11 protein-coding genes and 2 pseudogenes are annotated in these 13019 nt (G+C 74.7%); 4 read left to right on the top strand and 9 right to left on the bottom strand.

Going from position 1 to position 13019, the window contains the following annotated elements; translation table 11 throughout:
• Positions 1-91: 91 nt before the first annotated feature.
• The 3 genes from O2W14_RS01575 to O2W14_RS01565 are packed head-to-tail and all read right to left on the bottom strand — an operon-like array spanning position 92 to position 1596.
• Complete coding sequence (locus tag O2W14_RS01575) at positions 92-511, bottom strand: molybdenum cofactor biosynthesis protein MoaE (RefSeq protein WP_269174332.1); 420 nt, start codon at positions 509-511, stop codon at positions 92-94.
• A gap of 18 nt (positions 512-529) precedes the next feature.
• Positions 530-1102 carry a nucleotidyltransferase family protein gene (locus tag O2W14_RS01570; protein ID WP_269174331.1) on the bottom strand — a complete coding sequence of 191 codons (573 nt, stop codon included), beginning with the start codon at positions 1100-1102 and terminating at the stop codon, positions 530-532.
• Positions 1099-1596 (bottom strand): MarR family winged helix-turn-helix transcriptional regulator, encoded by a 498-nt coding sequence (locus O2W14_RS01565; RefSeq protein ID WP_269174330.1) that lies wholly within the window; start codon positions 1594-1596, stop codon positions 1099-1101. The genes O2W14_RS01570 and O2W14_RS01565 overlap by 4 nt, the downstream gene beginning before the upstream one ends.
• 91 nt (positions 1597-1687) lie before the next feature.
• Here O2W14_RS01565 and O2W14_RS01560 point away from each other — a divergent pair, with 91 nt between their 5' ends.
• Complete coding sequence (locus tag O2W14_RS01560) at positions 1688-2887, top strand: epoxide hydrolase family protein (protein WP_269174329.1); 1200 nt, start codon at positions 1688-1690, stop codon at positions 2885-2887.
• Between the two features lie 21 nt (positions 2888-2908).
• On the opposite strand, the gene O2W14_RS19980 is transcribed toward O2W14_RS01560, so the two are convergent.
• The 4 genes and pseudogenes from O2W14_RS19980 to modA all read right to left on the bottom strand — a co-directional run bounded on the left by O2W14_RS19980 (position 2909) and on the right by modA (position 5668).
• On the bottom strand, positions 2909-3364 hold the full coding sequence (locus O2W14_RS19980) for a TOBE domain-containing protein (RefSeq protein WP_442928824.1): 456 nt from the start codon (positions 3362-3364) through the stop codon (positions 2909-2911).
• 120 nt (positions 3365-3484) lie between these two features.
• A pseudogene (locus O2W14_RS19975) lies at positions 3485-3925 on the bottom strand (ATP-binding cassette domain-containing protein); the annotation flags it as partial.
• Between the two features lie 94 nt (positions 3926-4019).
• On the bottom strand, positions 4020-4826 hold the full coding sequence (locus tag O2W14_RS01550; RefSeq protein ID WP_269174327.1) for an ABC transporter permease: 807 nt from the start codon (positions 4824-4826) through the stop codon (positions 4020-4022).
• Complete coding sequence (gene modA, locus O2W14_RS01545) at positions 4823-5668, bottom strand: molybdate ABC transporter substrate-binding protein (protein ID WP_269174326.1); 846 nt, start codon at positions 5666-5668, stop codon at positions 4823-4825. Before modA ends, O2W14_RS01550 begins: the two co-directional genes overlap by 4 nt.
• Before the next feature lie 197 nt (positions 5669-5865).
• Between modA and exaC the strand changes: the two genes are divergently transcribed.
• Both exaC and O2W14_RS01535 read left to right on the top strand, forming a co-directional pair.
• Positions 5866-7389, top strand: coding sequence for an acetaldehyde dehydrogenase ExaC (gene exaC / locus O2W14_RS01540; protein WP_269174325.1), 1524 nt, complete (start codon positions 5866-5868; stop codon positions 7387-7389).
• Positions 7386-7847, top strand: a complete 462-nt coding sequence (locus O2W14_RS01535; RefSeq protein WP_269174819.1) for a DUF779 domain-containing protein — start codon at positions 7386-7388, stop codon at positions 7845-7847. Before exaC ends, O2W14_RS01535 begins: the two co-directional genes overlap by 4 nt.
• A gap of 2 nt (positions 7848-7849) precedes the next feature.
• On the opposite strand, the gene O2W14_RS01530 is transcribed toward O2W14_RS01535, so the two are convergent.
• Entirely contained in the window at positions 7850-8242 is a 393-nt protein-coding gene (locus O2W14_RS01530; protein ID WP_269174324.1) for a TOBE domain-containing protein, read from the bottom strand.
• Between the two features lie 161 nt (positions 8243-8403).
• Here O2W14_RS01530 and O2W14_RS01525 point away from each other — a divergent pair, with 161 nt between their 5' ends.
• The gene (locus O2W14_RS01525; RefSeq protein ID WP_269174323.1) at positions 8404-10122 is read left to right on the top strand and encodes a RecQ family ATP-dependent DNA helicase; all 1719 of its coding nucleotides are present in this window, start codon (positions 8404-8406) and stop codon (positions 10120-10122) included.
• 42 nt (positions 10123-10164) lie between these two features.
• Here the strand turns inward: O2W14_RS01525 and O2W14_RS01520 are convergent.
• Positions 10165-12900 (bottom strand): annotated as a pseudogene (locus O2W14_RS01520) (PAS domain S-box protein); the annotation flags it as partial.
• Positions 12901-13019 lie beyond the last annotated feature (119 nt).

Raw genomic sequence — 13019 nt, 5'->3', positions numbered from 1 at the left:
GCAGAGGTCACCGGCGCCCCGGGCGGGGACGCACCGGTCCAGTTATGTCACGCACGACAGACCAGGGCAAGCGCCCCGGTCGAGAGCCGCCTCACGGGCAGGCGACCCACTCCTCCTGGCCGTCGGAGAAGACCTGCCGCTTCCAGATCGGCAGCCGCGCCTTGACCTCGTCGACCAGCTCCGCGCAGGCGGCGAAGGCCTGCCCGCGGTGCGAGGCGCTCACCGCGCAGGCCAGCGCGACGTCGCCGATGGCCAGCAGCCCGATGCGGTGGGAGACCGCGACGGCGTGCACGTCGGGGCGGGCGGCGAACTCGGCGGCGATCTCGGCGATCAGCGCCGGCGCCGTCGGGTGCCCGGTGTACTCGAGCTCGGTGACCGACCGGCCGCCGTCGTGGTCGCGCACGACCCCGGAGAAGGAGACGACGGCGCCGGCGGCCGCCCGCTCCACGGCCGCCTCGTGCTCGGCGACCGACAGCGGTTCCTCGGTGACCCGGGCGAGCAGCGTGTCCACGGCGGCGAAGGTACGCGGTCAGGCGGGCGGGACGTCGAGATCGGTGGGGTCGGCCAGGCCGGTGCAGTCGACCTCGGTCACCTCGTGCGCGGCGAGGTACGCCCGGGCGCCCTCGTCACCGGTCGCCGTCGCCGCGACCCCGGCCCAGTGCTCGCGGCCCAGCAGCACCGGGTGGCTGCGGACGCCGTCGTAGGTGGCCACCGCCAGGGCGCCGGGCTCGGCGTGCGCGGCCACCCGGGCCAGGGCGGCCGGCGTCATCCCGGGCATGTCGACCAGCTGCACCAGCACCGCGTCGACCCGGCCGGGCCAGCCGCGCAGGCCGTCGAGCCCGGTGCGCAGGCTGGAGGCCATCCCGGACTCCCAGTCGGCGTTGGCCAGCACGGTGGCCCCGGTGAGGTCCGCGGTGCGCCAGACGTCGACCGCCCGGGCGCCGAGGACGACGAGCACCGGGTCGCACACCGCGGCCGCCGTCCGGACCGCCCGCTCGACCAGCAGGCTGCCCTCGAACTCGACCAGCGCCTTGGGCATGCCGTACCGCCGGCCGCCGCCGGCGGCGAGCACCAGGCCGGCCACGGGTGCGTCGGAGGTCATCCGGCGGCCGCCGCGCGGACCTGCTCGCTCGTCAGGCAGGGCTCGGCCTGGTCGCTGGCGTGGGCGACCCGGGCCAGCAGGCGGCGCAGCTGCGCGCTCTCGTCCTCGTCGAGGTCACCGAGGAGCCGGCCCTCCACCGTCCGCAGCGCGGACCGCGACCGCTCCAGCGCCGCGCGCCCCTGGTCGGTGACCACGACCTGGCGCACCCGCCGGTCGGCAGGGTCGGGGCGGCGGGTGACCAGGCCGGCGTCCTGGAGCTCGTCGACCAGGTAGGTCATCGCCGTCTTGTCGATGGCCAGCCGCTGGGCCAGCGCGAGCTGGGAGGACGGCGGCCCGGCGTGCACCGCCACCAGCACCTGGTAGCCGCGCGGGCCGCCGGGCAGGTCGTCGACCGCGGTGAGCGCGGTCTGCCGGAAGGCCGTGGCCACCCGGTGCAGCGACCACCCCAGCTCGTCCTCCAGCCCGGGGACGTCCTGCTCGCGGCTGCTCGTCACCGGTACATCGTACGGCGGTGCTACCGTCCTGCCAACAGATCGTCTGACTTACAGACGATCTCACCGGACGACGATTACGAGGCAGCCGGACATGAGCACGACCACGCACCCCGAGCACGACGTGACCGCCGACGACGCGGTCCGCCCGTTCACCATCGACGTCCCGCAGGCCCAGCTCGACGACCTGCAGCGGCGGCTGGACGCCACCCGCTGGCCCGACGCCGAGACCGTGGCCGACACCAGCCAGGGCCCGCAGCTGGCCAAGGTCCAGGCCCTGGTCGAGCGCTGGCGCACCGGCTACGACTGGCGGGCCACCGAGGCGCTGCTCAACGGCTGGGAGCAGTTCGTGACCACCATCGACGGGCTGGACGTGCACTTCCTGCATGTGCGGTCCCCCGAGCCGGGTGCGATGCCGATGGTCATGACCCACGGCTGGCCCGGCTCGGTCTTGGAGTTCCGCAAGGTGATCGGGCCGCTGACCGACCCGGTCGCGCACGGCGGCCGCGCCGAGGACGCCTTCTCGCTGGTGATCCCGAGCCTGCCCGGCTTCGGCTTCTCCGGGCGGCCCACCGGCACCGGCTGGGACCTGCCGCGCACCGCCCGCGCCTGGGTCACGCTGATGGCCCGGCTCGGCTACGACCGCTTCGTCGCCCAGGGCGGTGACCTCGGCGCCGGGGTCACCGAGGAGATGGCCGCGTTGACCGCGACCACGCCCACCGGCCTGGCCGGCATGCACCTGAACATGGCCATGTTCTGGCCCACGCCGCAGGAGATGGCCGAGGCGACGCCGGAGGAGCAGCAGATGCTCGTCGAGGCGCAGTACTACGACCAGGTGCTGTCCGGCTACGCCAAGCAGATGTCCACCCGGCCGCAGACCATCGGCTACGCCCTGACGGACTCCCCGGTCGGGCTGGCGTCGTGGATCTACGCCATGTTCCAGGACGTCGGCGGCGCGCACGGGGACGCCGAGGCGGTCTTCGAGGTCAACGAGATGATCGACGACGTCATGCTCTACTGGCTGACCAACACCGCGGCGTCCTCGGCCCGGATGTACTGGGAGCTGACCCAGGGCCAGTGGGGGCCGCCGGCCGGTGCCGCGCCAATCGACCTCCCGACCGGGATCACGATCATGCCGGGGGAGTACGTGCGGAAGTCCCGCCGCTGGGTCGAGCGCCGCTACACCGACCTGCTGCACTTCGACCAGGTCGCCGCAGGCGGGCACTTCGCTGTCCTGGAGCAGCCGGAGTTGCTGGTGGAGGAGATCCGGACGACCTTCCGCCGGCTGCGCTGACGCTCAGCGCAGGCAGAGGGCTCAGCGCGGGTAGACGGCGACCTCGGAGGCCTTGACCGAGGCCCACACCTGCGCACCGGGCGCCAGGCCCAGCTCGGCGAAGGAGGCGGCGGTGACGTCGGCGGTCAGCGCCACCTCCCCGGCCAGGTCGCAGCGCACCACCGAGCCGTGCGGCGTGGCCGAGACCAGGGTCAGCGGCCAGACGTTGCGCGGGCTGCCGGCCGGGCGCTCGAGGTACAGCGCCACCGACTCCGGCCGGACGGCGACGAACACCGGCCCGCGCGCCTCCTCGGCCACCGCGACCGCGCCGCCGCCGTCGAGGGCGACCGTCGTCCCCGCGCCCGTGCCGGCCAGCAGCACCAGCCCGACCAGCCGGGCCACGTAGTCGGTGCGCGGGCGGCGGGCCACCTCGGCGGGGGTGCCGGCCTGCACGACCCGGCCGTCCTCGACCACCACGACCCGGGTGGCCAGCGCCATCGCGTCGACCGGGTCGTGGGTGACCAGCACCGCGCTGCCGGCGTAGTCGGTGAGGTGCCGGTGCAGCTCGGCCCGCACGGTGAGCCGGGTGCGGGCGTCCAGCGCCGACAGCGGCTCGTCCAGCAGCAGCACCCGCGGCTCCCCCACCAGCGCCCGGGCCAGCGCCGCCCGCTGCGCCTGCCCGCCGGACAGCTGGCCGGGACGGCGGTCGCCCAGCCCGGCCAGCCCGACCCGGTCCAGCCAGGCCGTGGCCGCCGCGCGGGCCGCCGCCCGGGGGACCCCGCGGGAGCGCGGCCCGAAGGCCACGTTCTCGGTCACCGACAGGTGCGGGAACAGCAGGTGGTCCTGGAACACCATGCCGATCGGCCGCCGGTGCGGGGGCAGGTGCGCGGTGTCGTCGTCCCAGACCCGGTCCCCGTCCACGACCACCCGTCCGCCGTCCGGGGGGAGCAACCCGGCGAGCACCCGCAAGATCGTGGACTTGCCTGCACCGTTCGGCCCGAGCACCGCCAGCACCTCGCCGTCGGCCACCGACAGCTGGACGTCGACCTCCAGCGCCCCCCGCCGCACCACGACGTGCGCCTCCAGGCTCACGTCGCTGCCCCCGATGGAGTCCCAGGGCGCCAGAAGTGGACCGCTGGGACTCCATGGGCGGTCACGCACTCACCGTCCGGCCCAGCCAGCGGCCGCGGAGCAGCAGCAGGGTGGCCAGCGAGACCGCCAGCAGCACCAGGCTGAGCACGATCGCCGCCTCCGGGTCGCGCTGCAGGGCCAGGTAGACCGCCAGCGGCATGGTCTGCGTCGTGCCGGGGAAGTTGCCGGCGAAGGTGATCGTGGCGCCGAACTCCCCCAGCGCCCGCGCCCAGCACAGCACCGCCCCGGCGGCGACCCCCGGGGCCACCAGCGGCAGCGTGACCCGGCGGAACGTCGTCCAGCGGTCGGCGCCCAGGGTGGCCGCGGCGTCCTCGAAGCGGGCGTCGGCGGCACGCAACGCGCCCTCGACGCTGATCACCAGGAACGGCATGGCCACGAAGGTCTCGGCGACCACGACCGCGGCGGTGGTGAAGGGCAGCGAGAACCCGGTCGCCTCGAACAGCCAGCGACCCACGATGCCCTGCCGGCCGAGCACCAGGAACAGCGCGACGCCACCGACCACGGGCGGGAGCACCAGCGGCACGGTGACCAGCGCCCGCAGCACCGACCGCCCGCGCAGGGTCGACCGGGCCAGCACCCAGGCCAGCGGGACGCCGAGCAGCAGCGAGACGGCGGTGGCCAGCGTCGCCGACACCAGCGACAGCCGCAGCGCCTGCCCCACGCCCGGGCTGGCCAGCTGCGGGCCGATCTGCGACCACGGCGCCCGGACGACGAGGCCGGCCAGCGGCAGCACCAGGAAGGCGACCGCCAGCAGGGCCGGGACCAGCAGCGGCGCCGGGACACCGCCGTCGCGGCGCCGGCGGCTCACGCGGGCGGGAAGCCGGCGGCGCCCAGCGCGGCCTGCCCGGCGTCGGAGCGCACCAGCTCGCTGAAGGCGCGGGCCGCGGCCGGGTTCGGCGCGGCGGTCAGGACGGCGGCCTCGTAGCGGTTCACCGCCTGCTCGCCCTCGCGGAACGCGAACGCCACGACCCCGTCCCCGGCCGCCGCGACGTCGGAGACGTAGACCAGCCCGGCGTCCACCTCGCCCAGCTCCACCTTGGTCAGGACCGCGCGGACGTCCTCCTCGTAGGTGTCCGGCGTGGCGGGCTGCCCGGCCGCGGCGAGCACCTCCGCGGCCGCGGCACCGCAGGGCACCTCCTCGGCGCAGACGGCGAGCGTCACGTCGGAGGTGAGGACCTCGGCCAGCGACGGGAGGCCCGGCTGCCCCTCGGGCGGGCGCAGGCCGGCGGGGTTCGCCGGCGGGACGGCGAGCATGAGCCGGTTCGCCGCGAAGCCCTTCGGGTCCTCGACCAGGCCGGCCTCCTGCACCCGGGCCATCTGGGTCTCGTCGGCGGCGGCGAACAGGTCGGCCGGGGCGCCCTGGGTGAGCTGGGCGGCCAGCGCCGAGCTGCCGGCGAAGCTGAACTGGACGTCGACCTGGGGGTGCTGCTGCTCGAACTGCTCGCCGAGGGTGGTGAAGACGTCGGTGAGCGAGGCTGCGGCGAAGACGGTCAGCGTGCCGCTCAGGCCCTCGTCGGCGGTCGACGCGGTGTCGGTGGCGGTGCCGGTCGCGGCACCAGCCGGTGCGTCCGCCGCCGGGGGACCGGTGCACGCGCCGAGGGCCAGGACAGCCGCCGCGGCGACGGTCAGTCGCAGGGACCGGTTCGACATGACAGCTCCCGGGCAGGGGTGACCCGGGAGCGGCGCATCCGCAGGTGCGGAGATCCTACGGCCGATGTGCCGCAGGTGAGAAGGAGCGCCCGGGCGTGGGCCCGGCGGGACGACGACCATTGCCCCGCACAGCGGTCGGGCCTAGCGTGGCCGTGTCGCCGGTCACACCGTCGTGCCGGTCGCTCAGGAGGCGAAGCATGACCACGTACCCCGCACCCGGCAGCCCGGACAGCACGGTCACCCTCAAGGCCCGTTACGACAACTGGATCGGTGGCGCGTGGACCCCGCCGGCGAGCGGGCAGTACTTCGAGAACCCGACGCCGGTCACCGGCCAGGTCTACTGCGAGGTCGCCCGCGGCACCGCCGCCGACATCGACGCCGCGCTGGACGCCGCGTGGGGCGCCTTCGAGACCTGGGGGAAGACCTCGGTGGCCGAGCGGTCGAACATCCTGCTCAGGATCGCCGACCGGATGGAGCAGTCCCTCGAGCAGCTGGCCGTCATCGAGACGTGGGACAACGGCAAGCCCGTCCGCGAGTCCCTGGCCGCCGACCTGCCGCTGGCCATCGACCACTTCCGCTACTTCGCCGGCGCCGTCCGTGGGCAGGAGGGCGGGATCTCGCAGATCGACGAGGACACCGTCGCCTACCACTTCCACGAGCCGCTGGGCGTCGTCGGCCAGATCATCCCGTGGAACTTCCCGATCCTCATGGCCACCTGGAAGCTCGCACCGGCGCTGGCGGCGGGCAACTGCGTCGTCCTCAAGCCGGCCGAGCAGACCCCGGTGTCGATCCTGCACCTGGTGGAGCTGATCGCCGACCTGCTCCCGCCCGGCGTCCTCAACGTGGTCAACGGCTTCGGCGTCGAGGCCGGCAAGCCGCTGGCCTCCAGCAACCGGATCCGCAAGATCGCCTTCACCGGGGAGACCACGACCGGGCGGCTGATCCTGCAGTACGCCTCGCAGAACCTGATCCCGGCGACCCTGGAGCTGGGCGGGAAGAGCCCGAACATCTTCTTCGCCGACGTGATGGACGCCGACGACGACTTCCAGGACAAGGCGCTGGAGGGCTTCACGATGTTCGCCCTCAACCAGGGCGAGGTGTGCACCTGCCCGTCCCGGGCGCTCATCGAGCGGTCCATCTACGACGACTTCCTGGGCCTGGCCGCGATCCGCACCAAGGCCGTGCGTCAGGGCAACCCGCTGGACACCGACACGATGATCGGCGCGCAGGCCAGCAACGACCAGCTGGAGAAGATCCTGTCCTACCTCGACATCGGCCGGGCCGAGGGCGCCCGGGTGGTCACCGGTGGAGAGCGGGCGATGCTGGGCGGGGACCTCAACGGCGGCTACTACGTCCAGCCGACGATCTTCGAGGGCCGCAACGACATGCGGGTCTTCCAGGAGGAGATCTTCGGGCCGGTGCTCTCGGTGACCGGCTTCGACGGCTACGCCGACGCCATCTCGATCGCCAACGACACCCTCTACGGCCTCGGGGCCGGGGTGTGGAGCCGCAACGGCAACACCGCCTACCGGGCCGGACGGGACATCCAGGCCGGCCGGGTGTGGACGAACTGCTACCACACCTACCCCGCGCACGCGGCCTTCGGCGGCTACAAGGCCTCCGGCATCGGCCGGGAGAACCACAAGATGATGCTGGACCACTACCAGCAGACCAAGAACCTGCTGGTCAGCTACAGCACGAAGGCCCAGGGGTTCTTCTGACCGGCCCCGCGCCCGTCGACCGGGTCGCGCTCACCCCGGGGGCGGCGGACGTCGTCCGTCGCCTCCGGGCCACGCACGGCCCGCTGATGTTCCACCAGTCCGGCGGCTGCTGCGACGGCTCGGCGCCGATGTGCTTCCCGCGGGACGAGTTCATCGTGGGCGACGACGACGTGCTGCTCGGCCTGCTCGACGACGCCCACCCCGACGAGCCGTCGCCGGCGCACCGCCCGGGGGAGCCCATCCCCGATGAGGTGAGCCCGGTGTGGATCTCCGGCCCGCAGTACGCGGCCTGGGCGCACACCCAGCTGCTGCTCGACGTCGTCCCCGGGCGGGGTGCCGGGTTCAGCCTGGAGGCACCCGAGGGCGTCCGGTTCCTCACCCGCAGCCGGGTGTTCGACGAGGCCGAGCGGCAGTGGCTGGACAGCTGCCCGGCGCCGCGGGGGCGGGACGTGACCTGACCTCAGGGCACGTCGATGCTCACCTGGGTGGCCTTGACCGTGGCGACGGCGCGGACGCCGGGCTCCAGGCCGAGTTCGTCGGCGGCCTCGCGGGACATCAACGAGACCACCCGGAACGGCCCGGCCTGCAGCTCCACCTGCGCCATCACGGTGTCGCGCACGACCCGGGTCACGATGCCGGTGAGCCGGTTGCGGGCCGAGGAGGAACGGGTGGCGCCGGGCTGCGGCGCCTCGTGCAGCTCCGCGGCCAGCCGGGCCAGGTCGGCGCCGTCGACCTGGATCGGCCCGCCCTCCCGGGTCGCGGCGATCCGCTCGCCGTCGATCCAGCGGCGGACGGTGTCGTCGCTGACGCCGAGCAGTGCCGCGGCCTCTGCGATCCGGTAGGAGGTGGGCATACCCGGGAGGCTAGTTCCGCGGATGCGGCCCGACAACCAGCCGAGGACCGCAGCTGCGGACGGCAGAACTACACGGTTGTAGGCAACCCGGTAGAGGTGCCTAACCCCGCCCCTGACCTGGGAGTCGTTTGTCGATCTCAGGGCCCGGGAAGTCGGTGCCGGTGACCGCGACCGTCCAGCGTCCCGCCGCCCCGACCACCAAGGCCGGGGGGTCGGCGTCGGTACGCACCCGCCGCATCCGGCAGGTCGCCCGCGACGTCCTCGGCTTGACCGGCTTCCGCCCCGGTCAGGAGGACGCCATGAAGGCCGTCGCCGCCGGGCACGACACCCTCGCCGTGCTGCCGTCGGGCGCGGGCAAGTCCGCGGTCTACACCGTCGCCGGCCTGCTGCTCGACGGCCCCGTCCTCATCGTCTCCCCGCTGATCGCCCTGCAGCGCGACCAGGTGCAGCGCCTGGAGGAGCTGGGCGAGGACGCCGTCGGCCGGGCCGCCGTCCTCAACTCCGGACTGTCGGCGCTCGAGCACCAGGCCGTGCTCGACGGCATGCGCGACGGGACGGTCCGTTACTGCTTCCTCGCCCCGGAGCAGCTGGCCAAGCCCGAGGTGGTCGAGGCCATCCGCACCTCGGCGCCAGCGCTGTTCGTCGTCGACGAGGCGCACTGCGTCTCCGCCTGGGGCCACGACTTCCGCCCCGACTACCTGCGCCTGGGCGGGGTCGTGCAGCAGCTGGGCCACCCGACCGTGCTCGCGCTGACCGCGACCGCCGCACCCCCGGTGCGCGCGGAGATCGTCGAGCGGCTGGAGATGGCCGACCCGGAGGTCGTCGTCGCCGGGTTCGACCGGCCGGAGATCCGGCTGGAGGTCGAGCACCACGCCGACGCCCAGCACAAGCACCACGCGATCCTGGACAAGGTCGCCGAGCTCAGCCAGCAGGGCATCGGCATCCTCTACAGCGCCACCCGCAAGGGCACCGAGGAGTTCGCCCAGGCGCTCACCGGCCGCGGACTGCGCGCCGCGGCCTACCACGCAGGGCTGAAGAAGAGCGACCGCGAGGAGGTCCAGCGCCGGTACATGGACGACGAGCTGGACGTCGTCGTGGCCACCACCGCGTTCGGGATGGGCATCGACAAGCCCGAGACGCGGTTCGTGGTGCACGCCGAGCCCGCGGACTCCGTCGACAGCTACTACCAGGAGATCGGTCGCGCCGGCCGGGACGGCGAACCGGCGGTCGCCGTCCTCATGTACCGCCAGGAGGACCTGGGCATCCGCAAGTTCTTCGCCGCCGGGGCACCGGCCGAGCAGGAGCTGCAGCAGGTCGCCGGGCTGGTGCGCGCCGGCGCCGAGGCCGGGATGGACGGCGTCGACGTCCACGAGCTGCGCGCGGAGACCGGCCGGGCGGCCACGCCGCTGGTGCGCGACCTCAACCTGCTCGAGCAGGCCGGCGCCGTCGTCCTCGACGACGACGGGACGGCGTCACCGGCCCCGGACGCCCCCGCGCCGGGCGAGGCCGCCGCGGCCGCCCGACTCGTCGCCCAACAGCACATCAAGGTCGACGAGAGCCGGATCGAGATGATGCGCGGCTACGCCGACACCACCGGCTGCCGCCGCCAGTACCTGCTCGGCTACTTCGGCGAGCAACTCGACGAGCCCTGCGGGAACTGCGACAACTGCAGCGCGGGCTCCTCCCACCAGCAGCACACCGCCGACGCCGACCACCCGTTCCCGATCGACTCAGCGGTCGAGCACTCCGAGTGGGGCCCGGGCCTGGTCATGCGGCACGAGGACGACCGGGTCGTCGTCCTGTTCGAGGAGGTCGGCTACAAGACCCTGGCCCTGCAGGCCGTGATCGACCACGAGCTGCTCCGCCGCCGCGCCGGCTGAACCGGCCGCGGTCGTCTCGGCCAGCAGCCGGCGGAAGTCGGCCAGCCGCACCGGCTTGACCAGGAAGCCCTGGACGCCGGCCGCGGCGAACGCGGCGCGCTGGTCCTCCCCGGTGCTGGCCGTCAGCGCGACCAGGGTGGTCGCACCGGCGGGGCCGGGCAGCGCGCGGATGGCGGTGGCCGCCTCGACGCCCGACATCCGGGGCATCTGGTTGTCCAGCAGGACCAGGTCGAAGCGCTCGCGCTGCACGGCCGCCACGGCCTCGTCGCCGTCCTCGACCGTGACGACCTCGGCACCGGCGGTGCCCAGCAGCGCGGCGGCCACCATGAGGTTGACCTCGTTGTCGTCGGCGATGAGCACCCGCGGGGCCCGGTGGGTGGCCGGCTCGGCCGCTGGCGCCGGGCCGGGGGGCACCTCGCCCGACGGCCCGGAGGAGACGGGGGCCGTCGAGGTCGCTGCGGTGGGCAGCTCGACGTCGACGACGAAGGTCGACCCGCTGCCGGGCGTGCTGTGCACGTCGACCCGCCCGCCCATCAGCTCCACCAGCTGCTGGCTCAGCGCCAGCCCGAGGCCGGTGCCGCCGTACCGCTGACCCTGCGCGCCCTGCGAGAAGGGCTGGAAGAGCCCGGCCAGCTCGGCCGCGCTCATGCCGGCGCCGGTGTCCCGGACCGACAGACGCAGCCGGGTGCGGTCCCGGCCGCCCGGGCCGAGCTCCACGGAGACGGCGACCTCGCCCCGGGCGGTGAACTTCACCGCATTGCCGACCAGGTTCATCAAGACCTGCCGGAGTCGGCCCGGGTCGCCCACGAGCCGCTCGTCGGCGGGTGCGTGCAGGGACACCGACAGCCCCTTGCGGGCCGCCACCGGGGTCATCGCGCTGGTCACGTCGCGGGCCACGTCGCCGGGGCTGAACTCCTCGCTGGCCAGCTCGACCGCGGTGGTCTCCGCCTTGGACAGGTCCAGCACGTCGTTGAGCAGCCGCAGCAGTGCCTCGCCGGAGCTGCGCGCCACCGCGACGTACCCGCCCTGCCGGGCGGTCAGCCGCTCCAGCTCGAGCAGCTCCAGGGTGCCCAGCACGCCGTTGAGCGGCGTCCGGATCTCGTGGCTGGCCGCCGCCAGGAAGGCGGTCTTGGCCCGGGTGCTGGCCAGCGCCTGGTCGCGCGCCTCGATCAGCTCTCGGCCCCGGGCGCGTTCCTCGGTGACGTCCTCCAGGGCCACGACGGCGCCCAGGACGCGGCCGGTGGCGTCCCGCATGACGCGGCCGTCCACCGACAGGGTGCGCGGGTCCCGCCCCTCAGCGGCGATGACCAGCGGGACGCCGTGCACGTCCTCCCCGGCCAGCACCCGGCGCAGCGGCAGCTCCTGGGCGGCCAGCGGGGTCCGGCCGTCCGCCGCACGCAGCTCGGCCCCCGTGAGCCACTCCGCGGGGTCGACGTCGGCCTCCCCCGTGCGGCCGTGCAGCTGGTGGGCGGCGCGGTTGAAGGCGGTGAGCCGGCCCTCGGCGTCACAGGCCACGATGCCGACGTCGATGGTCTGCAGGATGGCCGTGGTCAGCGCGGCGCGGCGCTCGGCGTCGTCCCGGGCTGCGCCGAGCGCCACCTCCGCGGCGACCCGGTCGGTGACGTCCCGGAGGAAGGCGTTGTAGCGCCAGCCGTCCCGGCCGCGGTTGCGCCAGAGCGTCAGCTCGACGGGGAGCCGGCTGCCGTCACGCCGCTGCCCGGTCACCTGGACCTGCTGGCCCAGGATGCGGGCCTCCCCGCCGCCGCGGAGCCGGTCCATGCCCGCCCGGTGCGCCGCGCGCATCTCGGCCGGGATGATCAGGTCGGACAGGTCGCGGCCGACGGCCTCCTCCCGCGACCAGCCGAAGGTCTCCTCGGCCGCGGGGTTCCAGTCGACGACGCGGTTGTCCTCGTCGATCGAGACCAGCGCGTCGGCGCAGGTCTCCACCAGGCCCGCGGCCTGCTCGGCGACCTGGGCGAGCTCCTGGGCGGCGTGCACCCGGTCGGTGACGTCCCGGGCGGCCGTGTGCAGCTCCCGCACCCGGCCCACCTCGTCCAGGATCGGGGCCAGCCGGGCCTCCAACCAGCGCACCGACCCGTCGGCGTGCCCGGCGCGGAAGAGCACCGCACCGGCGTCGCGCCCGGCCAGGACCTCCCGGACGGCCTCCTCGACGGCCGGCAGGTCCTCGGGGTGGATGCGCAGCAGGTCCGCGGCCCGGACGCCGGTGACCGGCTCGTGGCCGAGCACGTGGCGCAGCGAGGGGGAGACGTAGTGGACGGTGCCATCCGGGGCGTGCCGGCAGAGGACGTCGGCCGACCCGTCGGCCACCAGCCGGAAGAGCGCTGCCTGGGCGGCCGCCTCCCGCGCCTGCTGCGCCTGCTCGATGAGGACGGCGGCCTGCCGGGCCAGGTCCGCGAGCGCCTCGGTCTGCCGCACGTCCAGCCGGCCGGGCTGCTCGGCGAAGACGCACAGCGAGCCGATGGCCACACCCCCGGTGAGCACGATCGGCGCCGAGGCGTAGGACCGCACGCGCCCGATGCGGCCGTCGACCCACGCGTTGCCGGCGAATGCGGGCTCCAGGAGCGTGTCCGGCACGTGCCGCAGGGCGGGGTCGCGCAGGGCGGCTGCACACATCGAGTCCGACGCGGCGGTGGCGGCCACGGCGGAGCTGCCGTCGGCGATCTGGTGCTGGTACGTCTCGTCCAGCAGGTTCACGACGGCGGTCGGGGTGCCGCACAGGGCCGCCGCCACCCGGGTGAGCGCCTGCAGCTGCTCCACCGGGGCGTGCTCGGGCAGGCCGTGGGCGCTCAGCAGGTCCGCGGCGCCCGGCACGGGCGAGGGGCACGAGAGGACCGGGGAGGAGGACACACCTCTCCATCGGCTCCAGCACGCCCTTC

This window comes from Modestobacter sp. VKM Ac-2986 (assembly GCF_026967795.1).
GTDB lineage: Bacteria > Actinomycetota > Actinomycetes > Mycobacteriales > Geodermatophilaceae > Modestobacter.
This window is presented reverse-complemented; position numbering and strand designations above follow the sequence as displayed.